The sequence below is a fragment of the Bradyrhizobium sp. USDA 4516 genome (assembly GCF_054055915.1).
On sequence record NZ_JBSRXT010000001.1, the window covers coordinates 4,654,816 to 4,679,407 of the forward strand.

Sequence of the window (24,592 nt, forward strand, 5' to 3'; positions counted from 1 at the left end):
CGGCATGCAATCAACGATGCGAGGCTGAGATGGTCAAAGGTTCCGATTTGCTGGTCGCGGCCCTCGAGAATGAGGGCGTGGAGCGGGTATTCGGCGTCCCCGGCGAGGAGAACCTCGACGTCGTCGAGAGCCTGCGCAAATCCTCGATCAAACTGATCGTGACCCGCCACGAGCAGGCCGCGGCGTTCATGGCGGCGACCTATGGCCGGCTGACCGGAAGGCCCGGCGTCTGCATGACGACGCTTGGCCCCGGCGCGCTCAACCTCACGACAGGCGCCGCCTATGCGCTGCTCGGCGCGATGCCGATGGTGATGCTGACCGGCCAGAAGGGCATCCTGAGCAGCCGGCAGGCCAAGTTCCAGATCGTCGACATCGTCAACACGTTCCGTCCGCTGACCAAGCTGTCGCTGCAGATCGTCAGCGGCGCGACCATTCCGACCCTGGTCCGCGACGCCTTCCGAATTGCGGCGCAGGAACGGCCGGGGCCGGTGCTGCTCGAACTGCCGGAGGATATCGCAGGCGAGGAGATTGCGCCGGTCGAAATGATACCGCCGCATCCGATCGAAATTCCGATCGCGCACGCCGCCGCGCTCGACCGTGCCGCCGACATGATCCTGAAGGCGCAGCGCCCACTGATCATGCTTGGTGCTGCGGCATCGCGTCCGCGTTCGACTGCCGGGATCGGCGATTTCGTGCGGCGCACGAAAATCCCGTTCTTCACGACACAGATGGGCAAGGGCACGGTATCCGGCGGTACCAATCAGTACATGGGAACCGCCGCGCTGAGCGAGCGCGACTATGTGCACGAGGCGATCGACCGCGCCGACCTCATCATCGCGATCGGTCACGACACGGTCGAGAAGCCGCCTTTCATCATGGGCCCGAAGGGGCCGCAGGTGATCCATGTCAGCTACATGCCGGCAACGGTCGAGCAGGTCTATTTCCCGCAATGCGAGGTGATCGGCGATGTCGGGCCGAGCCTCGAATTGCTGGCCGATCGGGTCGAGGGGAAGCTGCCGCATGCCAGCGCGCTGCTCAGCCTGCGCCAGAGCATTCTGGCCAAGATCACCGATCGCGCCACCGAGGGCCGCTGGCCGCCGACACCGCAGCGCATCGTGCACGATGTGCGGCAGGTCATTCCGGAGGACGGCATCGTCGCGCTCGACAACGGCATGTACAAGATCTGGTTCGCACGCAATTACCGCACGCTGCTCGCGAACTCGCTGCTGCTCGACAACGCGCTCGCGACCATGGGCGCCGGCCTGCCGTCGGCGATGATGGCGGCGATGCTGTATCCGAACAACCGCGTGCTCGCGGTCTGTGGCGATGGCGGCTTCATGATGAACTCGCAGGAGCTCGAGACCGCGGTCCGCCTCAAGCTCAATCTGGTGATCCTGATCCTGGAGGATTCCGCCTACGGCATGATCCGCTGGAAGCAGGCGGTCGACAATTTCCCGGATTTCGGCCTGACCTTCGGCAATCCGGATTTCGTCAAATACGCCGAAAGCTACGGCGCCAAGGGTTCGCGGATCGCGAGCACGGATGCGATCGTTCCGACCCTGGAACGGGCGTTTTCCGGCGGCGGCGTGCATCTTGTCGTGGTGCCGATCGACTATACCGAGAACAAGCGGGTGCTGGTCGACGAATTGCGCGAGAAGGTGCAGCAGATCGATGTGTCGTAGAGCATGATCCGGACCCGAAGGGCCGCGTTAGCGCAAAGTGCGAAGCGGTTTTCCCTCGCGACAAACGCAAAGCGTTTGCGCGGAGATCATGCTCAAACAAGAAGCTGAAGCATTGCTGCGGTGGCCAAGGAACGAAAAGCCCTCGGCTTGATTGAACGTAAGCCGCCATGGTAGCACGCCACTGCATCACCATTGCGCAGATGGTCGGCGATACCAGATCTGAGAGGTCACGTGACTGCACCAAATCCTGCCGCCGGCAAACCCATCGATCCCGCCCAGCTCGCCAATGTGCCGCGGCTGGTCACGGCCTATTTTGCCGGCAAGCCCGACGCTGGCGATCCCGCTCAGCGGGTTGCGTTCGGCACCTCGGGCCATCGCGGCTCGTCGCTGAAGAATTCCTTCAACGAGGACCATATCCTCGCCACCACGCAGGCGATCTGCGATTACCGGCGCGAGAAGGGTCTCACCGGGCCGCTGTTCATCGGCATCGACACCCATGCGCTGGCCGAGCCGGCGCTGGCCAGCGCGGTCGAGGTGTTCGCGGCGAACGGCGTCGAGATCATGATCGACGCGCAGGGCGGCTACACCCCGACGCCGGTGATCTCGCACGCGATCCTGAGCTACAACAAAGGCCGCAGCACGGGCCTCGCCGACGGCGTCGTCATCACGCCGTCACACAACCCGCCGGAGGACGGCGGCTACAAATACAATCCACCGCATGGTGGTCCGGCCGACACCGACGTCACCGCTGTGGTCGAGAAGAACGCCAACCGCTACATCGAGGCCGGCCTCAAGGGCGTCGCGCGGCTGCCCTATGATCGCGCGCGCAAGGCTGCGACCACACATCTGCACGACTACATAACGCCCTATGTCGCCGATCTCGGCAACACCGTCGATCTGGCGCTGATCAAGTCTGCCGGCGTCAAGATCGGCATCGACCCGCTCGGCGGCGCGGCCGTGCACTACTGGCAGCCGATCATCGCGCGCTACGGCATCAACGCGTCAGTCGTCAACGATGCCGTCGATCCGACCTTCCGCTTCATGACCGCGGACTGGGACGGCAAGATCCGGATGGACTGCTCGTCGCCTTATGCGATGGCGAGCCTGATCGGGATGCGCGACCGTTTCGACGTCGCCTTCGCCAACGACACCGACGCCGACCGCCACGGCATCGTGACCCGCTCGAACGGGCTGATGAACCCGAACCACTTCCTTGCCACCGCGATCGCCTATCTGTTCGCGCACCGGCCGCAATGGAGCAAGGACGCCGCGATCGGCAAGACCATCGTGTCGAGCTCGATCATCGATCGCGTCGCGAAGAAGCTGGGCCGCAAGCTGGTCGAGACGCCGGTCGGCTTCAAATGGTTCGTCGACGGGCTGGGCAGCGGCGGCTTCGGCTTTGCTGGCGAGGAGAGCGCGGGCGCATCGTTCCTGAAGCGCGACGGCTCGGTGTGGACCACCGACAAGGACGGCATCATCCTCGGCCTCCTGGCGGCCGAGATCATCGCCAAGACCGGCCGCGATCCGAGCGAATTGTTCGGCGAACTGACCGCCGAACTCGGCGTTCCCTATTACGAGCGCATCGATGTGGCGGCGACGCCGAAGCAGAAGAACGCGCTGAAGGCGCTCGGGCCCGATCAGCTCAACATGACGCAGCTCGCCGGCGATGCCGTGCGCGCGGTCAGGACCAAGGCGCCGGGCAACGACCAGCCGTTTGGCGGCATCAAGGTCGAGAGCGAGGCGGGCTGGTTCGCCGCGCGTCCCTCCGGCACCGAGGATGTCTACAAGATCTACGCCGAAAGCTTCCGCGGGCCGGATCATCTGAAGCAGATCCAGGGCGACGCGCAGGCCGCGATCGCCAAGGTGTTCTGAAAGGCGCGGGCCGGGCGGACCTCATGCGAATATTGTTGACCGGCTCCTCCGGCTGGCTCGGCCGTTTCCTCGCGCCGCGGCTTCGACAGGCCGGCCATGATGTGGTCGGCCTCGACGTCGTCCCGGGCGAGGCGACCGATGTCACAGGCTCGGTAGCCGAGCGATCGGTGGTCGAGCGCGTGTTCGCGGATTACGGCATCGAGGCCGTGATCCATGGCGGCGCGTTGCACAAGCCCGATATCGAGCGGTTCGCGCCGCAGGCCTTTGTCGACGTCAATGTGTCAGGCACGCTCAATTTGCTGCAGGCAGCCGTGGCTGCCGGCCACGCCCGTTTCGTCTTCACCTCGACGACGTCGCTGATGATCTCGCAGGCGATCCGCGACGAGGAGGGCCATGCTGCGGTGTGGCTCGACGAGACGACAGGGCCGCTCGAGCCGCGCAACATTTACGGAGTGACAAAACTCGCCGCTGAAGGGCTGTGCCGTCTGTACAGCCGCGAGCACGGGCTGAACTGTGCGGTGCTGCGCACCAGCCGCTTCTTCCCCGAGGATGACGATACCATCCGCGACTTCCATGGCGAGAACCTGAAGGCGACCGAGCTGCTGTACCGCCGCCTCACCGTCGAGGACGCCGCCGATGCCCATGTCGTGGCGCTCGAGAAGATCCGCGGCTTCGAGGTCTTCGTGATCAGCGCGCCGACGCCGTTTGCGCGCAGCGATGTCGCCGACCTGAAGACCGACGCGGCCGGGGTGATCGCGCGCACGTTCCCCGATGCGCCGGCGCTGTTCGCGCGGCGTGGCTGGCGCCTGCCGAAATCGATCGGCCGGATCTACGACGCGAGCAAGGCCGAACGGCTGCTCGGTTTCCGCGCCGGCACGGATTTCGCAGCGGTGCTCGGCGCCATGCGCAGCGGCGCGCCGCTTCCCTTTGCGCACGATCCCGATTATGTCTCGCCGTCAACGAGGCTCGCAAATGGCTGATTTCCACGGCGTCTTTCCGTACCTGGTGTCCCCGGTCGACCCTGCCGGCCATGTCCGCACCGAGGTGCTGGGCCGGCTCTGCGACGATCTGGTCAAGGCCGGCGTCCACGGCCTGACGCCGCTCGGCTCGACCGGCGAATTCGCCTACCTCAACAATGCGCAGCGCATGCAGGTGGTGGCGACCACGATCGAGGCCGCGCAGGGCCGCGTGCCGGTGGTCGCCGGCGTCGCCTCGACCTCGACGGCGGATGCGGTGGCGCAGGCCAAGGCCTACCAGAAGCGCGGCGCGACCGGCATCCTCGCGATCATGGAGGCGTATTTTCCGGTCGGTGATGCGCAGGTGGAAGCCTATTTCCGCGCCATCGCCGACGCCGTCGACATTCCGGTCGTGATCTATACCAATCCGAATTTCCAGCGCTCCGACCTCACGCTTGACGTCATCGCGCGGCTCGCCGGGCATCCGCGCATCGGTTACATCAAGGACGCGTCGACCAACACCGGGCGGCTGCTGTCGATCATGAACCGCTGCGGCGACGGCCTGAAAGTGTTCTCGGCCTCCGCCCATATTCCGGCCGCGGTGATGCTGATCGGCGGCCACGGCTGGATGGCGGGCCCGGCCTGCATCATCCCGCGGCAGAGTGTCGAGCTCTACAATCTGTGCCGCCGCACCCGCTGGGATGAGGCGATGGCCCTGCAGCGCAAGCTGTGGCGCATCAACGAGGCGTTTGCCCGCTTCAACCTCGCCGCCTGCATCAAGGCCGGGCTCGCGAGCCAGGGCTACGACGTCGGCGATCCCGTGCCGCCGCAGGCGCCGCTCACGGCCGAGCAGCGCAAGGTGGTCGAGGCGGCGTTGCGCGATCTGGGCTGAGGCCGTCGGGGGGCTGCGCGGCAAAATGCCGGGCAATCCGCCTTGGCCATGCCGGAAACCTCCGCTTGGTCAGCGCGTTTGTTGCGTGGAGCACACCAATGAATCGGCGTACCGTCCTTGTCCTGGCCGTGATCGCGGCCATTCTGCTGATCTTCGCGGCCGGCAGCATCCGTCAGGCGCCGTGGAGCGGCCCGGCTGCCCGCGCGGTCACCGAGCGCGGCGCGCTGTCGGATGCCGAAAAGGCCAATGTCGAGATCTTCGAGAAGGTCTCGCCGTCGGTCGTGCAGGTGGTGACGCAAACCGCCGCCAATCCGTTGAGCGAGGAGCAGGAAGGCGGCGCGGCGTCGGGCACCGGCATTGTTTGGGACAATGACGGCCACGTCGTCACCAACAATCACGTGGTGCAGAACGCAAGCCAGGTCGCGATCCGCTTTGCCTCCGGCGAAGCGGTGCGCGCCGAAATCGTCGGCACGGCGCCGAACTACGACCTGGCGGTGCTGCGCATCCGCAGCGCGCGCAAGCTGCCGCCGTCACTGGCGCTCGGCAGCTCGGCCGATCTCAAGGTCGGCCAGTTTGCCTATGCGATCGGCAACCCGTTCGGGCTCGATCAATCGATGTCCAGCGGCATCATCAGCGCGCTCAAGCGCCGGCTGCCGACCTCGAGCGGGCGCGAGATCTCCAATGTGATCCAGACCGACACCGCGATCAATCCGGGCAATTCGGGCGGCCCGTTGCTCGATTCCGCCGGCCGGCTGATCGGCGTGACCACGGCGATCCTGTCGCCGTCGGGCTCGAATGCCGGCATCGGCTTTGCGATCCCGGTCGACATCGTCAATCGCGTGGTGCCAGACCTGATCCGCAACGGCCGCGTGCCGACGCCGGGGATCGGCATCGTGACCGCGAATGAGGCGGTCGCCACGCGTATCGGTGCCGAAGGATTGATCGTGGTGCGCACGACACCGGGGTCGCCGGCCGAGCGCGCCGGGATACGCGGGGTCGACATGTCGACCGGTGAGCTCGGCGACGTGATCACCGCGGTCGACGGCAAGCCGGTGCACCGGCTCTCCGATCTGGCCGACCAGCTCGAGCAGATCGGGGTCGGCAAGAAAGTGCGGCTCAGCGTGAACCGCGACGGCTCGGCGCGCGATGTCGAGGTCGCCATCGTCGATATCGGCCGGGCGCAATGATGTCGTCACTGGCCTGACGCGTGCCGCCGGATTGTGCTTCCGCGCGCCGCGCGACGACACGCCTGTCCTCTGGCCGGCGCTGTGGTTGTCAGGCCGCCAAAATCCGCTAAAACCGCCGCCAAATTCTCTGGAAATTCTTGGAAGCTCGAAGGACCCTCTAATGAACATTCTTCCCGGCAATATGCGTTTTGGTGCGGGCCAGCCAGTCAAGCGTCTGGAGGACCAGCGGCTGGTCACCGGGAAGGGGCATTTCATCGACGACAAGCCGCAGGACGGCGCGCTCTGGCTGCACGTGCTGCGCTCGCCGCACGCCCATGCCAACATCAAGTCGATCGACGCCAGGGCGGCGCTGGAGATGCCGGGCGTCAAGGCCGTCTATACCGGCGCCGACCTCGTCAAGGACGATATCGGCACGCTGCCGACGCTTGCGATCTTCAAGCGGCCCGACGGCTCGCCGATGACCGTGCCGCCACGGCGCCTGCTGGCGCATGATGTGGTGCGTTACGCGGGCGAGGGCGTCGCGGCTGTGGTCGCGACCTCGCGGGTGCTGGCGCAGACCGCGGCCGAGGCGATCGAGATCGATTACGAGGTGCTGCCCTCGGTGGTTGATCCGGTCGAGGCGATCAAGCCCGGTGCGCCGGCGGTCTGGCCGGAGGCGCCCGACAACATCGTGGCCGCGATGAGCTATGGCGATGCCGCCAAGGTCGAGGAAGCCTTCGCCAACGCCGCGCACAAGGTGTCGCTCGACCTGGTCAGCCAGCGCCTGGTGCCGTCGGCGATGGAGCCGCGCTCGACCATTGCCGAGATCGAGAAGAAGACCGGCCGGCTGATTCTGCACGTGCAGTCGCAGACTCCGGGTTCGACCCGCGACCTCTTGGCGGAATCGATCCTGAAGCGGCCGAAGGACAGCGTGCGCGTGCTGGTCGGCGACATCGGCGGCGGCTTCGGCCAGAAGACCAGCCTGTATCCGGAAGACGGCATCGTCGCCTATGCCGCGACCAAGCTGAACGAGAAGATCCGCTGGCGCGGCGACCGCACCGACGAGTTCGTCGGCGGCACCCATGGCCGCGACCTGACCTCGACCGGCGAGTTCGCGCTCGATGCCAAGGGCCGCGTGCTGGCCTACCGGGTGCGCTCGATAGGCGGCACCGGGGCCTATTCGTCGGGCACCGCCAACATCATTCCGCTGGTGCTCGGCCCGTTCGTGCAGACCGGCGTCTACGACCTGCCGCTGGTGCATTTCGAGGTGAAGTCGGTGATGACCCACACCGCGCCGGTCGGCGCCTATCGCGGCGCCGGCAGGCCCGAGGCGGTGTTCATCGTCGAGCGGCTGTTCGACGCCGCCGCGCGCCAGATCGGCATGGACCCGCGCACCATCCGCAAGGTCAACTACATCAAGCCGGCACAGCTGCCCTACACCAACGCGGTTGGGCAGGTGTACGATTCCGGTGCCTTCGCGCACATGCTGGAGCGCGCGTCTGATTTGGCCGACTGGAACGGCTTTGCCGCACGCAAGAAGGCGGCGAAGAAGAAGGGCCTGCTCTACGGCCGCGGTCTCACCAGCTACATCGAATGGACCGGCGGCCGCGCCCACACCGAGAACGTCTCGCTGCACGCGACCGCCGAGGGCGCGTCATCCTGCATTCCGGCACGATGGCGATGGGGCAGGGCCTCGCCACCACCTACACCCAGATGATCGCTGATACGCTCGGCATCGCGATGGACAAGATCGACGTGATCCAGGGCGACACGGACCTCGCCACCGGCTTCGGCAGCGTCGGCTCGCGTTCGCTGTTCGTCGGCGGCACCGCGGTTGCGGTCTCCAGCAACGATATGATCAACAAGGCGCGCGACAAGGCCTCCAATTTGCTGGAGGCCTCCGTCGAGGACATCGAATATCGCGACGGCTTCCTCACCGTGGTCGGCACCGACAGGCGCATCAGCCTGTTCGAGATCGCGGCGAAGGAAAACGGCGCAAAGCTCTCGGTCGAGAGCGAGGGCAATGTCGACGGGCCGAGCTGGCCGAACGGCACGCATATCTGCGAGGTCGAGATCGATCCGGAGACCGGCGTCACGCGGGTGGTGCGCTACACCACGGTCGACGACGTCGGCGTCGCCGTCAATCCGATGCTGGTGACCGGGCAGGTGCATGGCGGCGTTGTCCAGGGCATCGGCCAGGCGCTGTACGAAGGTGTGGCCTATAGCGAGGAAGGCCAGCTGCTGACCGCGAGCTATCAGGACTATTGCATCCCGCGCGCGGATGACGTTCCGCCGATCACGGTGACGCTCGATGGCTCCGCGCCGTGCAAGACCAACCCGCTAGGCGCCAAGGGCTGCGGCGAGTCCGGCGCGATCGGCGGGCCGCCCTGCATCACCAACGGCGTGATGGATGCGCTGAGCGAGGTCGGAATCAAGCAGCTGAACACGCCGCTGACGCCGTCGAAGATCTGGCAGGCGATCCGCGACGCCAAGGCGACGGCCGTTTAGCCGTCATTCCGGGGCGACGCGCAGCGTCGAACCCGGAAGCTCGCGCCACAACATCGAGGTTCCCCGGTGCGCAATTGCGCACCTGAGGTTCATCGCTTTGCGATGCCCCGGAACGAGGTGCCCTACAGTCCCAGCACCATCTTCGCGATGATGTCGCGCTGGATCTCGGATGATCCGCCGAAGATCGTATAGGCGCGGCCGTTGAGATATTCCGGTACCACCGGCAGCAGTTCTTCGGGGATCGCCGGCTCGTGGTTGAGCCGGTAGAACGGCCGCGCCGGCTCGACGGCAAGTCCGTCCTGGCCGATCACGTCGACGCCGAGCCGCGTCACCGCCTGGCGGATCTCGCTGACGCGGAGCTTGATCAGCGACGACACCGCGCCCGGATTCTGCCCGGTCTGCAGCGCCGACAGCACCCTGAGCTCGGTCATCTCGAGCGCGTCGATATCGACCTCGACCTCCGACATCCGGATCGCGATGTCGGGATCCTCGATGGCGCGGCCGGTGACCTCGGAGTCTGCGAGATCGGTGATCGTCTTCAGCGCCTCGCGCAGCTTGGCCGACGCGATGCCGGAGCCGCGCTCGAATTCGAGCAGATATTTGCCGTAGGTCCAGCCCTTGCCTTCCTCGCCGACGCGGTTGGCGACGGGCACGCGGACGTCGTCGAAGAACACCTGGTTGACCTCGTGGTCGCCGCCGATGGTCAGGATCGGGCGCGTGGCGATGCCCGGCGTCTTCATGTCGATCAGGATGAAGCTGATGCCGTCCTGCTGCCGCTCGCCGTCATTGGTGCGCACCAGCGCGAACATGCGGTTGGCGTGGTGCGCATGCGTGGTCCAGATCTTGGTGCCGTTGATGATGTATTCGTCGCCGTCGCGCACCGCGCGGGTCTTCAGCGAGGCGAGGTCGGAGCCCGAGCCCGGCTCGGAATAGCCCTGGCACCAGTAATCCTCGCCGGAGAGAATCCGCGGCAGATAGAAATTCTGCTGCTCGGGCGAGCCGAACCCGATGATGACGGGGCCGACCATCTTCACGCCCATCACGTTGACATTGGGCACGCCGGCGCGCGCGCATTCGGCCTCGAAGATCCAGCGCTGTGCCGGTGTCCAGTCCGGTCCGCCATGCTCCACCGGCCAGCCCGGCGCACCCCAGCCCTTCTTGTGCAGCGCGCGCTGCCAGGCCATGCCGATGTCGGGGTCGGAGAACACCGACGGCGTCAGCGCGGTGGCGCGCTTCATCTCCGGCGTCAGGCTGCCGGCAATGAAATCGCGGACTTCCTGCTCGAACGCGCGTTCCTCGGCACTGAAGGTGAGATCCATGGTGCGCTCTCCGTTAGGTGTGGGCGCGGCCGCTGAGCGCGGCGTGGCGGCGATAATGATGGGCGCTGTTGCCGAACAGCGTGTCGAAGGCGAGCAGCCGCTTGAAATAGGCGCCGATGTCGAGCTCCTCAGTGACGCCCATGGCGCCGTGCAGCTGCACCGCCTGCTCGGCGACGAAGCGCGCGCATTTGCCGATCTTCGCCTTGGCGCCGGACGCCGCACGGCAGCGGGCCACAGGCTCGGCATTGGCCATCAGCGCGGCGCGCAACGCCATCGAGCGCGCCTCGTCGACCTGCATCGCCACGTCGGCGAGGCGATGGCGGATCACCTGGTTGCTCGATAGCGGCCGGCCGAACTGCTTGCGGATCTTGGTATATTCGAGCGTGGTGTCGAGCAGCGTCTGCATGATGCCGACCGCCTCCGCGCCGAGCGCGGCCATCGCGCGGTCGACCACGGTTTCGATCGCGGGTAGCGCATCGCTGCCGTCGCCGAGCAGCGCATCGGCGGGCAATTGCACATCCCTGAGATCAAGATTACAGCCGCGCCCGCCGCCGAGCCGCGCGTAGTCGCGCAGCGTGAGCCCGGGCGTTTTCGCCGGCACCAGGAACAGGCCAAGCTTGCCCGATGCACCATTGGCGTTGGCGATACGGGCCGAGACGATGATCTGGTTGGCTGAAGCGCCGTCGAGTACGGCGATCTTGCTGCCGTTCAGGCGCCACCCGTCGGCGGTCTTGCTGGCCGTGGTGTCGACATGGGCGAGATCGAAGCGCGCGGCGCGCTCCGAATGCGCGAAGGTGAGCGTAAGCTTGCCCTCGGCAACATCAGGCAGGATCGCCTGCTTCTGCGCCTCGGTGCCGCACTCGGCGACCAGCGCGGCGCCGATCACGACCGTGGAGAGGAACGGCTCGGACACCAGTCCGCGGCCGAACGCTTCCATCAGCAGTCCGATCTCGATCGCGCCGCCGCCGAGCCCGCCATGGGCTTCACTGATCGGCAGCGCCAGCCAGCCGAGCTCGGCGAACTGTTTCCAGATCGCGGGCGAATAGCCCAGCGGATCGTTCGCCGCTTTCCTGCGATGCTCGGGGCTGAAGGTTTCCGCCACGAAGCGGTCGGCACTTTCGCGCAGCAGGCGCTGCTCGTCGCTGAGGGTGAGGTCCATCTGGCTTGCTACACGTTGGCGGTTTTCTTGACGGAGGGATGCAGACCCGCGGGGTCCACCACCATGCCGAATTCCTGAAGGTTGTGGGCGTGGCAGAGCTGATGCAGCGCGAAGGCCTGATCGATCGCGGCAGGCTGCCCCATGATGTCTATCGAGCGGTTCACCGCCTCCTTGGAAAGCTTCAGCGCAAAGGCGGGCTTTGCGGCAATCCGCCGCGCCAGCGCCAGCGTGAACGACGAGAGATCGCCGCGCGCCACCACGTGATTGACCATGCCGAGGCGATGCGCCTCGTCGGCGTTCCAGACGTCGGCGGTGAACAGCATCTCCTTGGCCTTGCGCGCGCCGAGCTCCCAGGGATGCACGAACCACTCGACGCCACAGACGCCCATCGTCACCACGGGGTCGCAGAACTCGGCATCGTTGCTGGCAACGATCAGGTCGCAGGCCCAGGCCAGCATCAGTCCGCCGGCGATGCACTTGCCGTGCACCTCGGCGATCGTCGGCTTTGCCAGATTGCGCCAGCGCCTTGTGATCTGCAGGTAGATCTCCTGCTCGCGCGCGAAGCGGCCATGGGCGTTCGGCTCGGCGAAGCCGCCCCAATTTCCGACTGGCGGGAAATCGGCACCGGCCTGGTTCTTGGCCCCTGGCCGCAGATCGTGACCGGCCGAGAAATGTGGGCCGTTGCCGGCGAGGATGATGACCTTGACCGCGTCGTCCTGCACCGCTCGGTCGAAGGCGGCGTTGAGGTCGTAGGTCATTTGCAGGTTCTGGGCGTTGCGGGCCTCGGGGCGGTTCATCACGATCCGCGCAATCGCGGGCTCGGGCCGTTCGACAACAATCGTCTCGAATTGTTCAGACGCCAATGGATCCTCCCGCGATCGATTTTTTCGCCATGATGAACGGCGCGGGCAGGGATAGGCAAGCGTCATCATCCGCAAAAGAAGCCGCGAAATCCGCCGCACGGGATTATCCGGCGAAAATCTGTTACGCTGACGCAGAATCCACCCGGGGAGGACCATCTTCATGCGCAAGCTTTGGACCGTGCTCGCAGCGCTGGCGACATTGAGCCTGACCAACTGCGGCTACAACGCGATCCAGACCAGTGACGAGCAGGTCAAGTCGAGCTGGTCGGAGGTGGTGAACCAGTACCAGCGGCGCGCCGATCTCGTGCCCAACCTGGTCAACTCCGTGAAGGGCTTTGCGCAGCAGGAGAAGGACGTGCTGCTCGGCGTCACCAACGCGCGCGCCAAGGTCGGCAGCATCCAGGCAACGCCGGAGGTGCTCAACGACCCGGCCGCGTTCCAGAAGTTCACGCAGGCGCAGGGCGAACTGACCAGCGCGCTGTCGCGGCTGCTGGTCGTCACCGAAAACTATCCGCAGCTGAAATCGGACGCGCTGTTCCGCGACCTGATGGCGCAGCTCGAGGGCACCGAGAACCGCATCACGGTGGCGCGCAATCGCTACATCAAGGCAGTGCAGGACTACAACGTCGGTATCCGCACCTTCCCGAACAATCTGACCGCGATGGCGTTTGGCTACAAGGAGAAGCCCAACTTCACGCTCGACAATGAAAAGGAAATATCGACCGCGCCGAAGGTCGATTTCAATAATCCGTCACCGGCTCCCGCGCCGTCGAAATAGCGCCGGCGCGCGCGCATCGCGATGACCGCCGCACGCGTCATCCTGCTCGCCTTCCTGCTGGGCTTCGTGTGCCCGGCATGGGCCGAGGTCGCGGTGCCTCCGCTCACCGGCCGCGTCGTCGACCAGACCGGGACGCTGTCGGCGAGCGATGTCGCCTCGCTCACCGACCGGCTGAAGGATCTGGAAGCCCGCAAGGGCAGCCAGATCGCGGTCTTGATCGTGCCGACCACGGGCGAGGAAACCATCGAGCAGTTCTCGATCCGCGTGGCCGAGGCCTGGAAGATCGGGCGCAAGAAGGTCGACGACGGTGCGCTCCTAGTCGTCGCCAAGAGCGACCGGCACTTGCGCATCGAGGTCGGCTATGGCCTCGAAGGCGTGCTGAGCGATGCCGTCACCCATCGCATCATCGACGAAGACATCACGCCGAAATTCAAGGCCGGCGATTTCGCCGGCGGCATCTCGGCCGGCGTCGACCGGATGATCCGCCTGATTAATGGCGAGCAATTGCCGGCGCCGGAGCCCGAGCATTGGCAAGGGCCGAACCTGGTCGACTTCGCCAATCCGGTGACGATCTTTATCGTCATCATCGTGGCCGGCGTGTTGCGCGGGATACTGGGGCGGTTGTTGGGCTCGGTCGCGACCGGCGGTGTCGTCGGCGTCTTCACCTGGATGGTAGCCGGCTCGCTCGCCACGGCGCTGGTGGTCGGCCTGTTCGCCGCCGTCGCGGCGCTGATCTTCGGCGGATTGAACTTCGGCGGTCCGACGGCAGGCTCGGGACCGTACCGGCGCGGCGGCGGTTATTCCGGCGGCTGGTCCGGCGGCGGGGGCTGGAGCAGCGGCTCGAGCTCGAGCGATAGCGGCGGCTTCAGCGGCGGAGGCGGCAGCTTCGGCGGCGGCGGCGCCTCGGGGAGCTGGTAGGCATGGGCATCAAGCGCATCGGCAAGCATCTGCTCGAGCACCGCTGGCGGGTGCGGCGTGATTTTCCGCCGCGCGTGCTCGACGCCATCGAGCGAGCGATCAAGGCCGGCGAGGCCACTCATTCCGGCCAGATCCGTTTCGTCGTCGAGGGCGCGCTCGACGGCGTGCCGCTGTTCCGCAATCAGCCTGCGCGGGAGCGTGCGCTCGACGTGTTCTCGCATTTGCGGATCTGGGATACCGATCACAACAATGGCGTTCTGATCTATCTGTTGCTCGCCGACCGCGACGTCGAGATCGTCGCCGACCGCGGCATCGACGCGAAGGTCGGCCATGCCGGCTGGGAGGCGATCTGCCGCACGATGGAAACGGACTTTCGGGCCGGCCGGTTCGAGCAGGGCGTGATCAAGGGGATCGAGGCGGTGTCGCGCGAGCTGGCAAAGCATTTCCCGCCACCGGCCGGCCCGAACGAGCTGCCGGACAAGCCGGTGGTGATTTAGGGACTGAGTGGTCGGGTGCTCTTCATCCTCCCCTGAAGGGGGAGGATCGACGCGAATGCAATGAGCGGCGAGGTGGGGTGAAGGTCTCTCCGCGTGAACGCTACCCGAGGGGAGAGATCACCCCACCTCGGTTCGCATTGCGCTACGCTTCATGCGAACCGATCCTCCCCCTCGAGGGGAGGATAAGACGACCGCCTTTTACGCCTTCACCGATGGCCGCGCGCCGACGCGGTTGAACCAGGCGACGATGTTGGCGTTCGCCTGGTCCAGCGGCTGGCCGACCTGGTTGCCGAAATCGAGCCAGCAATAGAGCAGCATGTCGGCGAGCGTGAAGCGCTTGCCGCAGATGTAGTCGCGGCCGTCGGCCATCTGGTCGTTCAGCCATTTGATGCGGTTGGCGGCGATCATCTTCAGGCCGGGCGAGGCTTCGGGCGCGACGGGAATGCGTTTCTCGAAGAATTTCAGCGCTTCGCCGAAGCGGTAGCCGTTGGCGAGCGGCTCGGCGATGTTGAGATCGACGCGGCGCGTCCACATCCGGCATTCCGCGCGCTCTTCCGGCGTGGTGCCGATCATCGCGGGCGAGGGGTGCTTCTCCTCGAGATATTCGCAGATCGCCGTGATCTCGGAGAGGTAGTTGCCGCAGTCGAGCTCGAGCGCCGGCATCTGGCCGTGCGGATTGCGCTTCAGGTGTTCCGTCTCGCGGTTCTCGCCCTTGCGCAGGTCGACGGCCTGTTTGGGTATCTCGATGCCCTTCTCCGCCATGAACATGCGCACGATGCGCGGATTGGGTCCGATCGAGTCGTAAAGCTTCATGATCCTCGCTCCCTGTTTCTTCAACGTTGTTGTTGCCGCTGTTGAACAGGCCGGGCGCGGATTTGTCAAATGTGAAGGCGCTCGGTCGCCCGAACGTCATTGCGACCCGTTGGCTCGCAACGACGGGGAGGAACTGAGCTCAATCGTCGAGCTTGTTGAGGTCGCGCACCGACTGCATGATCGGCTCGAAATTCGAGCGCGCATCGAGTGCATCGAACAGTTGCGCGGTGTCCTCGAGCAGGCCGTGCGAGCGCTGCAGCGCGATCCGCACATCGTCCTGTGGCGTGTCGGACAGCCGGCCATGTCCCGACAGCAGGATCTTCGAGTTGAGGCCCTTCAGCCGCTCCAGCGACTGGATATAGTCGGCGATCGAGCCGGAGCCGAACACGCCGCCCATCACGCCGCCGGGCATCAGCGTGTCGGCGGCGAACAGCAGGCCCTTGTCCTGGTCGAACAGCGTGATGCAGGCCGAGGTGTGGCCGGGCGTGTACATCACGTTGAGGCGGAAATTGCCGAGGTCGATCAGGTTGCCTTCCTCGAGCCAGATGTCGATATCGATCGGCACGTTCGGCTCGTTGAACATCTTGCGCAGCATCGAGAAATCGTCGCGCAGCATGATCTTGTTGGCGGCGAGCCGGTGCGCGGCGACGTAGGCGCTGCCGTGGAAATGGTACGCCGCGCCGATGTGGTCGAGATGCTCATGGCTCAGCACCACCATGTCGACCATCTCGGGCGTCACCCCGAGATGGTTGAGACAGGCGACGAGCGACGGATAATTGCTCGACAGTCCGACGTCGATCATGATGGTCCGTTTGCTGCCGCGCACCAGATAGGCGTTCGCCGCACGGTTCTTGAAGCGGATCTGATAGACGTCGTCGGCGGCCTGGATCAGCGTTGCGACCTCGGCGTCGAACAGCGTCTTGAACGGGCTTGGCTTGCGGTCGCTCATGGGGTTGCCGCCGTCCGGTAAGTGACCGCGTTGGATGCGCGCAGGCGCTTCGAGAGCGCATCCATCACCATCAGCGCGAACGCCGGCTGCTGGCTGACCAGATAGACGAAGCGGGCGTGGTTGATCCGCATCACCCGCGTTGCGGGCGCGGAGGCGATGGCGGTCGCCGAGCGCGCCGAGCCGTCGATCACGGCCATCTCGCCGAAGAACTCGCCCTTGCCGAGGCTGACGATAACAGTCTTGTTTCCGCGATCGATCTTGGCGATGTCGACCTTGCCGTCGAGCACGACAAACAGCTCGCGGCCGGTCGAGCCTTCCTCAAAGATGACGTCATCGACACCAAATTCCTTGATGCATTTCTCGATCGTCATGGCGCTCTCCTGCCTTCTGGCTGGAAGATGACGGTATGTTAATCGGGAAAGCGCCGCGCGCAAACGGAAGCGGCGCAGATTGCCGCAGGGCAGCATCGCCCAAATCCGGCCCGGAAAACTCCCTAAAATTTAGGTAATGGCGGAGCGGGGTAACCATTTCGCAAGCAATAAAAGTTACCGAATTGTCAACCTAGTCTGGAGACTTTGAACGTGAGTGAGCAGCAGAGCGAGCCGGTCAGCGGTCAAACCGGCGCCGAAATGGCGGCGAAAAGCGAGCCCGTGATGGCCGCGACCGGTGTCGAAGCTCCCCGGCTTGCGCCCGAGCAGGAAGAGACGTCGCCAAAGGCGGACGCGCCCCGTATGGACGCGCCCAAGGTTGAACCCTCGAAGGTTGAGCCGCCCAAGATCGACCCCAAGATCGAGTCCATGATCGAGCCGAAGGTCGAGGCCAAGGTCGAGCCGACCAATATGGACGTGCCCAGGGTCGCGACCGGCAAGCGGGAAGAGCCGCATTTTCCGGGCAAGCTGATGATCATGGCGCCGGGTGACCGCACCTGGGACCATGAGGCGACGGCATCCAGGCCAGGCGCCGAACAGGCGGCCAAGGCGGCGGGCAAGCCGGCCGGCACGCGCCGGATCGGCGCGATGGCCGCGGTGATCGCGCTGGCGACCGTGGCCGGCGCCATCGGCGGTGCGCTCGCGACCGCGGGGCTCGGCCATCTCGCCGCCCCCGCCGCTGCTTCCGTCAGGGATGTGGCTGCCAAGGACGCCGCCGCCAACAAGGAAGCGGCCGATGCCGCGCTCGCCCGGATCGAATCCGAGGTCGCCGCGCTGAAGGCCAGCGTCGAGCAGACCGCCAGGGCCGGCCAGACCCAGTTCAGCAAGGCCAACGACCGGATCGAGAAGGTCGAGAAGGCCCAGGCCGAGCCGATGGCCAAGCTCAACAAGCTCAGCGAGGCGGTCGACAAGCTCCGCGCCGCGCCGCAGACCACCGTCGCCGCGGCGACGCCCGCCCGCGAGGTCACGGGCTCGATCACCCCGGCGCCCGCGGCGGCGCCGGCCGCCCCCAGGCCAGAGGTCGGCCGCCTGCCGGTGGTCGACGGCTGGTCGCTGCGCGACGTCGGCAATGGCGGCGCGCTGATCGAAGGCCGCGGCGGCATCTACGAGGTTTACGCGGGCGACCCCGTCCCGGGCCTGGGCCGCGTCGATGCCATCCGCAAGCAGGACGGCCGTTGGGTGGTCGTCACCAGCAAGGGCCTGATCGTTTCGCGTTAGAGCATTTTCGGTTCTGATTGAATCAGAACCGAAGCTCCAACTCGTCGTTTGGACGCGTTTTCTTCACGCGAACCGGGCTCCACTTCGCTCGAAAACGCTATGATCTCCGCAACACGACAACACCAAGGCGCTTCACCACGATGTGAAGCGCCTTTTTTCTTGAATAGGGTTTGCCGCGCGGTGTTAGTGGGGGCATGAGCCGCGCGCTGAAATGCCTTCTGGTGATGTCCGTTCTGCTCTGCGGCGCCGCGCCTGGACGTGCCGCCGAGGATCGCGCGCTCGAGCGCGGCGCGGCGGTGATCGATCCCGCCATCCTGCGCGAGCTCGATCACGGCCGCTTCAACCTCGGCCGGATGCTCGCGCCGAAGCGTTCCGCCGACACGCTGCTGTCCAACCGTGATCTGTTCGGGCTCGCCGCGATGGTTCCGGTGCGCGAGGCGCTGGATCGCGAGTTCGATCGCTATGTCGCAAAGCATAAAGCAAGCCTGCCGAATGAGAGCATCGGCATCGGCGACGGCTTCGCGTTTCAGCTGTTCGATCGCGCGCTACTTGAATCCTCCGACGTCCGCTTCGTGCTGTCAGGCATCGTCAACCGCATGGACCGCGCCTATGTGGCGCCGAAAGATTGCGGCGAGATCCGGTTGATCTACCGGCTGACCCGTACCGATGTGTCGCCGATCGGCGAGAACGCGGTGTCGCAGCGGCTGCCGATGACGCTGAACCTCGTGCTGAAGGCGAAAGGCGACGGCAACGACGCATCGCTCGGCTGCCGCGAAATCGCGCGGCGCTGGCTCGCGACCGGCAGCGCGCCGCCGGCGATGGAGAAGTTGCTCGGCAAGGATGGTCCGCTCGAGCTGATCGATGCGCGCAATATCGATCGTATCGAGACCAATCTGCAGATCGCGCACGCGCCGAAATCCGCGGTGCGCGATTTCCGCACCGACTATCTGCTCAAAGTGTTCGATTATGACGGCGTGGCAAAACGGTTTGCCGAAGCACCGCTGGAGAACCAGATCGATCGCGACCGCATTCTGGCGGACGGGGCACTGAGGCGCGACTTCAAGGCGTGGTTGCTCGATCCCAAACATCTTGCCGAGCTCGATCGCGGCACCTTGCTGATCCCCGATCGCTTCCTCGCGACCGTAGCGGTCGCGCCGACGCCGACTGGTTTCGATGTCAGCGAGCTGGAGCCCGAATTCGGCATGGTGCAGGGTGAGGGCACGGCCGGCAATGCGGTGTTCTCCGATGGTGACGTCGTCGGCGCCCTGCAGAAGGCTGCGGCCGACGGAACGAAGCTGCAAAACATCCAGTCGCTGGCCGGCTTCGAGCGGCGCCTCAACGATGTCACCTGCGCGGGCTGTCACCAGACCCGCGGCATCGGCGGCTTCCATTTCCCCGGCGTCGACTGGATGGCGGCAAAGCCGTCGAACTCCACCGTGGTGCCGGCCTCGCCGCATTTCTTCGGCGACCAGCCCCGCCGCCGCGATATCCTCGCAAGCCTCCGCGACGGCAAGGCGCCGGACTTTTCGCGCGGCTTCTCCAACCGGCCGCAGCTGCGCGGCAGCACCGAACTTGCCGGCACCGAATACAGCGACGGCTGGGGCGCGCATTGCTATCTGCCGGGCGCCAGGCCCGCCGAGAGCGACCGCAGCTTCCGCGGCTGGACCTGCGCCGACGGCCTTGCCTGCCAGGTTGCCGGGAAGGCCTCGCGCATCGGCATGTGCTTCGTGAAGGGCCGGTGATTTCCGCCGGAACCGAAGCCGCTGCGCGTCATTATTCGATGCTACATTCCACGTCGCGACCATGCCCCGAACAGCCCAGCCTTGAGCGGAGACCGGCCGATGAGTGCTCCCGAGGACGACAAGCAGCGCGACCGCGAGATCGCGGCCAACGAGGCCGAGCGTCAGGCGGTCAGCGCCGTCCGCGTCAGCAGCTGGGCGATCGGGCTCGCGGTCATCCTCGGCATCATCGTTGTGGTCCTGGTCTGGGCCTGGATGAAAAGATAGCTTTCTAGGCGTTGGATGCCTGCGATGGAATGCTCGCTGACCTCGTAGCCCGGATGGAGCGAAGCGAAATCCGGGATTGCGTGATCCGATTGCGATACTTGTCCCGGATTTCGCTTCGCTCCATCCGGGCTACTCACGAAGGTGGTTAGTTCGCTACGCCACCGCGCCCGACGCGCGCAGCTTCTGGATCGTGGCCTCGTCGTAGCCGGCCTGGCGCAGGATCTCGTCGGAATGCTCGCCGACCTCGGGCGGTTTGCGCGGCTGCACCTTCCTCGCGCCGTCGATGAAGATCGGGCTGTTGACGGTCAGCATGGTGTCGTTCTCGAAGCGCACCAGCACCTCGTTCTCGATCATCTGCTTGTCGTTCGGGATGTCGTCGAGGATGCCGACGACGCCGAACACGAGACCGTTGCCATCGAGTATCTTGCGCCATTCGGCGAGGTCCTTGCCGGCGAACACCTCGTCGAAGATCTTGATCAGCTCGACCGAGCGCGCATGGCGGTCCGCCTTGGTGGCGAAGCGCGGATCGGCGACGAGATCCTCGCGGCCCATGCAGCGCGCCAGCGTTGGCCATTGCCGGTCTTCGTTGAGCAGCGACAGGATCAGCCAGCGGCCGTCCTTGCACTTATAGTGGTTGGTGACCGCGTTCAGCGCCTCCTCGCGCGGCTTGCGCTTCTTGAACTTGGCGCCGGCGAGCTTGGCCTGCGCCAGCACGCCATTGGCCCAGACGCCGTTGGCCATCAGATTGGTCGAGACGTGCGAGCCCTTGCCGGTCTTCTCGCGCTGGAACAGCGCGGTGACGATCGCGCCGTAGAACGCCATCGCGCAGGGGTGATCGCCCATGCCGGCGACGGAACGGGCCGGCGTGGTCTCCTCGTCGGCGCGCACCAGATCCATCAGGCCGGAGCGGGCCCAATAGGCGTTGGAGTCGAAGCCGGGCTTGTTGGCCTCTTCGCCCTTCTCGCCATAGCCGGTGAAGGACGCGTAGATCAGCCGGTCGTTGAGATGGGCAAGATGGTCGTAGGTGATGCCGAGCTTTGCGCGCACCTGCGGTGGCATGTTGGTGATGAACACGTCGGCCTCGGCGACGAGCTTGTACAGCACCTGCTGCGCGTCAGGCTTGGTGAGGTCGAGCGCGAGGCTCTTCTTGTTGCGGGCCTCCAGCATCCACGCGAAATTGTGCTCGCTCGATGGATAGCCGGGCAGATTGGGCAGATTGCGATAGGGATCGCCGGCGCCGGGCGGCTCGATCTTGATGACGTCGGCGCCGAAGTCGGACAGCACGGTGGCGGCCGCGGGTGCCGCGATGAAGCTCGCGCAGTCCAGGACCTTGAGCCCGTCAAAAATGCCTTTTTCCATCGTGCCGTCGCTCCCGTGGCGCTTGTTGGTGTTTTTCCGGTAGCTGGAATTATCGCAAGCAATGATCCCGATCGGACCGCCATTTGACCCATCTGGGGGGCACGATGCAACCAAGTCATTCCGGACCTGGCGCCCATGCACCATGCCGGAATGACATGTCGGTGATGAGTATTACTCCACCCCCGCCATCAGCGCCGCATTGCCGCCCGCGGCGGCGGTGTTGATGGTGATCGTCTGCTCGGTGGCGAAGCGCGCGAGGTAATGCGGGCCGCCGGCCTTGGGGCCGGTGCCGGACAGGCCGCTGCCGCCGAACGGCTGCACGCCGACCACCGCGCCGATCATGTTGCGGTTGACATAGATATTGCCGACCTGGAGGCGGTCGATCACGTGCTCGATCGTGTCGTCGATGCGGGAATGGATGCCGAGCGTCAGCCCGAACCCGGTCGCCTCGATCGCACTCAGCACCTCGCCGAGCTTGTCGGCGCGGTAGCGCACCACATGCAGGATCGGGCCGAACACCTCTTCCTTCAATTGCCCGGCCGCCGACAGTTCGAAGATGTGCGGCGCGACGAAATTACCTGATGGCGCCTCGCCGGCGAGATGCACGCGCGCCTCCTGCTTCATTTGCGCGATATGCGCATCGAGCCGCTGCTTGGCGTCGGCATCGATCACCGGTCCGATATGCGTCGACGGTTCGGAGGGATCGCCGATCTTCAATTCGCGCGCGGCGCCCGCGATCATCTCGATCATGCGGTCCGCGACGTCGTCCTGTACGAACAACAGCCGCAGCGCCGAGCAGCGCTGGCCGGCGGAGCGGAACGCCGAGGTCACGACGTCGTCGGCGACCTGCTCGGGCAGCGCGGTGGCATCGACGATCATGGCATTGATGCCGCCGGTTTCCGCGATCAGCGGCACGATCGGGCCGTCCTTGGCGGCGAGCGTGCGGTTGATCGACCGCGCGACCTCCGTCGAGCCGGTGAAGACGACCCCGGCGATGGTGGGATGCGCCACCAGCGCGGCGCCGACCGCGCCGTCGCCCTGGATCAGATGCAGCGCCGATGGCGGCACGCCGGCCTGATGCAGCATGGCAACGGCTTCGGCTGCGATGCGCGGCGTCTGCTCGGCCGGCTTTGCGATCACCGCATTGCCCGCCATCAATGCCGCCGTCACCTGGCCGAGGAAGATCGCGAGCGGGAAATTCCACGGCGAGATCGCGACGAACGCGCCGCGGCCGTGCAGCTCCAGCACATTGCTTTCGCCGGTCGGGCCCGGCATCGTCTCGCCTTCGCCGAACAGCTCTTGCCCCAGCGCGGCATAGTAGCGGCAGAAGTCGATCGCCTCGCGCACTTCCGATAGCGCATCATCGAGCGTCTTGCCGCCCTCGCTTTGCAGCAGAGCGAGGAAGTGTGCGCGGCGCTGCTCGAGCAGCTCCGCGGCCTTGTCCAGGATCGCCGCACGCTTTATGGCCGGCGTGGCGTTCCAGGCCTTGAAGCCGCGGCGCGCCGCGGCAACGGCGGCATTCGCCTGCTCGGTGGTTGATGGCGTGACGGAAGGCGAAGCCTTCCGTTCGGCCGCGATCGCCGACGTCAGCGCGCCGAGCGCCTTGCGTTCGCCGAATTCGATGCCGTGCGAGTTCTCGCGCTGCGGCCAATAAAGGTCGGCCGGCAACGGAATCGCGGAGTGCGACGCCTTGTCGTCGGTGCCGACGATCTCGGCCGGGCGGCGCAGCAGGTCCACGATGGACACGCGATTGTCGGCGGCCAGCGCCACGAAGGACGAGTTGGCGCCGTTCTCGAGCAGCCGCCGCACCAGATAGGCGAGCAGGTCGCGGTGGCTGCCGACCGGCGCATAGGTGCGGTGGGCGATCTCGGGCCTGTCCTCGCCGAGCTGGGCGTAGAGCGCTTCGCCCATGCCGTGCAGCCGCTGGAATTCGAAGCTTGAGGGATCGTCGGCGAGTTCGAGGATGGTTGCGACCGTCAGCGCGTTGTGGGTGGCGAATTGCGGAAACAGCCGAGGCCGCAGCGCCAGCAGCTTGCGCGCGCAGGCGACGTAGTTCAGGTCGGTCATCGCCTTGCGGGTGAACACCGGATAGCCGTCGAGCCCGCGCTCCTGCGCGCGCTTGATCTCGGTGTCCCAATAGGCGCCCTTGACCAGGCGCACCATCATCCTGCGATCCAGCGCACGCGTCAGCGCATCGACATAGTCGATGACGTCGGCGGCGCGCTTCTGATAGGCTTGGATCGCGAGGCCAAAGCCGCTCCAGCCGGCGAGCGAGGGGTCGGCGAATGCGGCGGCGATGACGTCGAGCGACAGCTCCAGCCGGTCGGCCTCCTCGGCATCGACGGTGAAGTTGAGGTCGAACGCCTTGGCGCGGCGCGCGAGATCGATCAGCTGCGGCACCAGCTCGGTCATCACCCGCGCGTGGCTCACCGCCTCGAAGCGCGGATGCAGCGCGGAGAGTTTCACCGAGATGCCGGGCCGGTCGGGCAGGGGTTGATCGCCGGCCGCCTTGCCGATCGCATCGATGGCGCGGGCGTAGGATTCGAAATAGCGATGGGCATCGTCGGCGGTGCGCGCACCCTCGCCGAGCATGTCGAACGAATAGCGCGAGCCGCGCGCCGTGTGCGATTGCGCGCGCGACAGCGCCGCCTCGATGGTCTCGCCGAGCACGAAATGGCTACCCATCAGCCGCATCGCCTGCCGTGTCGCGGCGCGCACCGCCGGCGCACCGAGTCGCTTCGTCAGCCGCCCGATCGTGCCCTGCGGCGTCTCGCCGGGCTGGATCACGCGCGCCGACATGCCGAGCGCCCAGGCCGAGGCGTTGACCAGGAACGCGCTCGATCTGGTCTCGTGGTTGACGAAGTCGCCCTGACCGAGCTTGTCCTCGATGAACTGGTCGGCGGTGCGCGCGTCCGGGACCCGCAGCAGCGCCTCCGCCAGCACCATCAGCGCCAGCCCTTCCTTGGTTGAAAGCGCGAACTCCCGCAACATGTCCTCGACCCCGCCAAGCGGATCGTCGTTGGCCCGGATTGCCTCGATCAGGCGGGTTGCCGTGCGATCGATCCGTGCCTCCGCCTCCGCGCCGAGCGTCGCGTCCTGGCGCAGGCGGGCGGCGATGGCGCTGTCGTCTGGCGCATACGGCGCGCTGAACGGGGGCGGGAGCGGCAACGGGTCTGGCATGGCGGTTCCTTGAGATTGTGTGGGAACAC

Annotated in this window: 19 protein-coding genes and 1 pseudogene; 12 read left to right on the top strand and 8 right to left on the bottom strand. The window is 66.1% G+C overall.

Annotation, left to right across the window (positions count from 1 at the left end; all coding sequences use genetic code 11):
* Nucleotides 1-29 precede the first annotated feature (29 nt).
* The 6 genes and pseudogenes from ACVI1L_RS21580 (at nt 30) to ACVI1L_RS21605 (ending at nt 9,076) form a co-directional block, all read left to right on the top strand.
* Nucleotides 30-1,682 (top strand): acetolactate synthase large subunit, encoded by a 1,653-nt coding sequence (locus ACVI1L_RS21580; protein WP_456783726.1) that lies wholly within the window; start codon nt 30-32, stop codon nt 1,680-1,682.
* Nucleotides 1,683-1,913: 231 nt separating this feature from the next.
* Nucleotides 1,914-3,554 (top strand): phosphoglucomutase (alpha-D-glucose-1,6-bisphosphate-dependent), encoded by a 1,641-nt coding sequence (gene pgm / locus ACVI1L_RS21585; protein WP_456783727.1) that lies wholly within the window; start codon nt 1,914-1,916, stop codon nt 3,552-3,554.
* Between the two features lie 23 nt (nt 3,555-3,577).
* Nucleotides 3,578-4,534, top strand: a complete 957-nt coding sequence (locus ACVI1L_RS21590; protein ID WP_456783728.1) for an NAD-dependent epimerase/dehydratase family protein — start codon at nt 3,578-3,580, stop codon at nt 4,532-4,534.
* Nucleotides 4,527-5,402: a dihydrodipicolinate synthase family protein gene (locus ACVI1L_RS21595; protein ID WP_456783729.1), complete on the top strand. Its 876-nt coding sequence runs from the start codon at nt 4,527-4,529 to the stop codon at nt 5,400-5,402. Before ACVI1L_RS21590 ends, ACVI1L_RS21595 begins: the two co-directional genes overlap by 8 nt.
* A gap of 98 nt (nt 5,403-5,500) precedes the next feature.
* Nucleotides 5,501-6,589 carry a S1C family serine protease gene (locus ACVI1L_RS21600; RefSeq protein ID WP_316395294.1) on the top strand — a complete coding sequence of 363 codons (1,089 nt, stop codon included), beginning with the start codon at nt 5,501-5,503 and terminating at the stop codon, nt 6,587-6,589.
* Nucleotides 6,590-6,749: 160 nt separating this feature from the next.
* Nucleotides 6,750-9,076, top strand: a pseudogene (locus ACVI1L_RS21605) (xanthine dehydrogenase family protein molybdopterin-binding subunit).
* 122 nt (nt 9,077-9,198) lie between these two features.
* On the opposite strand, the gene ACVI1L_RS21610 reads toward ACVI1L_RS21605, so the two are convergent.
* From ACVI1L_RS21610 to ACVI1L_RS21620, 3 genes are read right to left on the bottom strand one after another with little or no spacing between them, the layout of a single operon-like run.
* Nucleotides 9,199-10,395 (bottom strand): acyl-CoA dehydrogenase family protein, encoded by a 1,197-nt coding sequence (locus ACVI1L_RS21610; protein ID WP_253625665.1) that lies wholly within the window; start codon nt 10,393-10,395, stop codon nt 9,199-9,201.
* 13 nt (nt 10,396-10,408) lie between these two features.
* Nucleotides 10,409-11,554, bottom strand: a complete 1,146-nt coding sequence (locus ACVI1L_RS21615; RefSeq protein WP_456783730.1) for an acyl-CoA dehydrogenase family protein — start codon at nt 11,552-11,554, stop codon at nt 10,409-10,411.
* Nucleotides 11,555-11,562: 8 nt separating this feature from the next.
* On the bottom strand, nt 11,563-12,417 hold the full coding sequence (locus tag ACVI1L_RS21620) for an enoyl-CoA hydratase (protein ID WP_082653946.1): 855 nt from the start codon (nt 12,415-12,417) through the stop codon (nt 11,563-11,565).
* A 160-nt stretch (nt 12,418-12,577) separates the two neighbouring features.
* On the opposite strand from ACVI1L_RS21620, the gene ACVI1L_RS21625 reads away from it, so the two are divergent.
* The 3 genes from ACVI1L_RS21625 to ACVI1L_RS21635 are packed head-to-tail and all read left to right on the top strand — an operon-like array spanning nt 12,578 to nt 14,610.
* Nucleotides 12,578-13,195 (top strand): LemA family protein, encoded by a 618-nt coding sequence (locus tag ACVI1L_RS21625; protein WP_057019259.1) that lies wholly within the window; start codon nt 12,578-12,580, stop codon nt 13,193-13,195.
* 21 nt (nt 13,196-13,216) lie between these two features.
* Nucleotides 13,217-14,113, top strand: a complete 897-nt coding sequence (locus tag ACVI1L_RS21630; RefSeq protein WP_057019260.1) for a TPM domain-containing protein — start codon at nt 13,217-13,219, stop codon at nt 14,111-14,113.
* A 2-nt stretch (nt 14,114-14,115) separates the two neighbouring features.
* Complete coding sequence (locus ACVI1L_RS21635) at nt 14,116-14,610, top strand: TPM domain-containing protein (RefSeq protein ID WP_057019261.1); 495 nt, start codon at nt 14,116-14,118, stop codon at nt 14,608-14,610.
* Nucleotides 14,611-14,808: 198 nt separating this feature from the next.
* On the opposite strand, the gene ACVI1L_RS21640 is transcribed toward ACVI1L_RS21635, so the two are convergent.
* The 3 genes from ACVI1L_RS21640 to ACVI1L_RS21650 all read right to left on the bottom strand — a co-directional run bounded on the left by ACVI1L_RS21640 (nt 14,809) and on the right by ACVI1L_RS21650 (nt 16,743).
* A complete protein-coding gene (locus tag ACVI1L_RS21640; protein ID WP_057019262.1) occupies nt 14,809-15,423 on the bottom strand; it encodes a glutathione S-transferase family protein in 615 nt (204 codons plus the stop codon).
* Between the two features lie 139 nt (nt 15,424-15,562).
* Nucleotides 15,563-16,372, bottom strand: coding sequence for an MBL fold metallo-hydrolase (locus tag ACVI1L_RS21645; RefSeq protein ID WP_057019263.1), 810 nt, complete (start codon nt 16,370-16,372; stop codon nt 15,563-15,565).
* Entirely contained in the window at nt 16,369-16,743 is a 375-nt protein-coding gene (locus tag ACVI1L_RS21650; protein WP_018273297.1) for a Crp/Fnr family transcriptional regulator, read from the bottom strand. The genes ACVI1L_RS21645 and ACVI1L_RS21650 overlap by 4 nt, the downstream gene beginning before the upstream one ends.
* A gap of 204 nt (nt 16,744-16,947) precedes the next feature.
* Here ACVI1L_RS21650 and ACVI1L_RS21655 point away from each other — a divergent pair, with 204 nt between their 5' ends.
* From ACVI1L_RS21655 to ACVI1L_RS21665, 3 genes are all read left to right on the top strand, one after another.
* On the top strand, nt 16,948-18,018 hold the full coding sequence (locus ACVI1L_RS21655) for a hypothetical protein (RefSeq protein WP_456783731.1): 1,071 nt from the start codon (nt 16,948-16,950) through the stop codon (nt 18,016-18,018).
* Nucleotides 18,019-18,212: 194 nt separating this feature from the next.
* Entirely contained in the window at nt 18,213-19,760 is a 1,548-nt protein-coding gene (locus tag ACVI1L_RS21660) for a hypothetical protein (RefSeq protein WP_456783732.1), read from the top strand.
* A gap of 99 nt (nt 19,761-19,859) precedes the next feature.
* On the top strand, nt 19,860-20,024 hold the full coding sequence (locus tag ACVI1L_RS21665; protein ID WP_168855758.1) for a hypothetical protein: 165 nt from the start codon (nt 19,860-19,862) through the stop codon (nt 20,022-20,024).
* 153 nt (nt 20,025-20,177) lie between these two features.
* Here the strand turns inward: ACVI1L_RS21665 and ACVI1L_RS21670 are convergent, their stop codons facing one another.
* Nucleotides 20,178-21,383: a CaiB/BaiF CoA transferase family protein gene (locus ACVI1L_RS21670; RefSeq protein WP_057019265.1), complete on the bottom strand. Its 1,206-nt coding sequence runs from the start codon at nt 21,381-21,383 to the stop codon at nt 20,178-20,180.
* A 171-nt stretch (nt 21,384-21,554) separates the two neighbouring features.
* A complete protein-coding gene (gene putA / locus ACVI1L_RS21675) occupies nt 21,555-24,563 on the bottom strand; it encodes a bifunctional proline dehydrogenase/L-glutamate gamma-semialdehyde dehydrogenase PutA (RefSeq protein WP_456783733.1) in 3,009 nt (1,002 codons plus the stop codon).
* Nucleotides 24,564-24,592 lie beyond the last annotated feature (29 nt).

Bases quoted from the DNA above. Each gene is read 5' to 3' on its own strand.
- ACVI1L_RS21645 (WP_057019263.1), bottom strand. From the start codon at position 16,372: ATGAGCGACCGCAAGCCAAGCCCGTTCAAGACGCTGTTCGACGCCGAG.
- ACVI1L_RS21595 (WP_456783729.1), top strand. From the start codon at position 4,527: ATGGCTGATTTCCACGGCGTCTTTCCGTACCTGGTGTCCCCGGTCGAC.
- ACVI1L_RS21670 (WP_057019265.1), bottom strand. From the start codon at position 21,383: ATGGAAAAAGGCATTTTTGACGGGCTCAAGGTCCTGGACTGCGCGAGC.
- ACVI1L_RS21660 (WP_456783732.1), top strand. From the start codon at position 18,213: ATGAGCCGCGCGCTGAAATGCCTTCTGGTGATGTCCGTTCTGCTCTGC.
- ACVI1L_RS21665 (WP_168855758.1), top strand. From the start codon at position 19,860: ATGAGTGCTCCCGAGGACGACAAGCAGCGCGACCGCGAGATCGCGGCC.
- ACVI1L_RS21635 (WP_057019261.1), top strand. From the start codon at position 14,116: ATGGGCATCAAGCGCATCGGCAAGCATCTGCTCGAGCACCGCTGGCGG.
- ACVI1L_RS21615 (WP_456783730.1), bottom strand. From the start codon at position 11,554: ATGGACCTCACCCTCAGCGACGAGCAGCGCCTGCTGCGCGAAAGTGCC.
- ACVI1L_RS21590 (WP_456783728.1), top strand. From the start codon at position 3,578: ATGCGAATATTGTTGACCGGCTCCTCCGGCTGGCTCGGCCGTTTCCTC.
- ACVI1L_RS21600 (WP_316395294.1), top strand. From the start codon at position 5,501: ATGAATCGGCGTACCGTCCTTGTCCTGGCCGTGATCGCGGCCATTCTG.
- ACVI1L_RS21630 (WP_057019260.1), top strand. From the start codon at position 13,217: ATGACCGCCGCACGCGTCATCCTGCTCGCCTTCCTGCTGGGCTTCGTG.
- ACVI1L_RS21650 (WP_018273297.1), bottom strand. From the start codon at position 16,743: ATGACGATCGAGAAATGCATCAAGGAATTTGGTGTCGATGACGTCATC.
- ACVI1L_RS21610 (WP_253625665.1), bottom strand. From the start codon at position 10,395: ATGGATCTCACCTTCAGTGCCGAGGAACGCGCGTTCGAGCAGGAAGTC.
- putA (WP_456783733.1), bottom strand. From the start codon at position 24,563: ATGCCAGACCCGTTGCCGCTCCCGCCCCCGTTCAGCGCGCCGTATGCG.
- ACVI1L_RS21625 (WP_057019259.1), top strand. From the start codon at position 12,578: ATGCGCAAGCTTTGGACCGTGCTCGCAGCGCTGGCGACATTGAGCCTG.
- ACVI1L_RS21640 (WP_057019262.1), bottom strand. From the start codon at position 15,423: ATGAAGCTTTACGACTCGATCGGACCCAATCCGCGCATCGTGCGCATG.
- ACVI1L_RS21580 (WP_456783726.1), top strand. From the start codon at position 30: ATGGTCAAAGGTTCCGATTTGCTGGTCGCGGCCCTCGAGAATGAGGGC.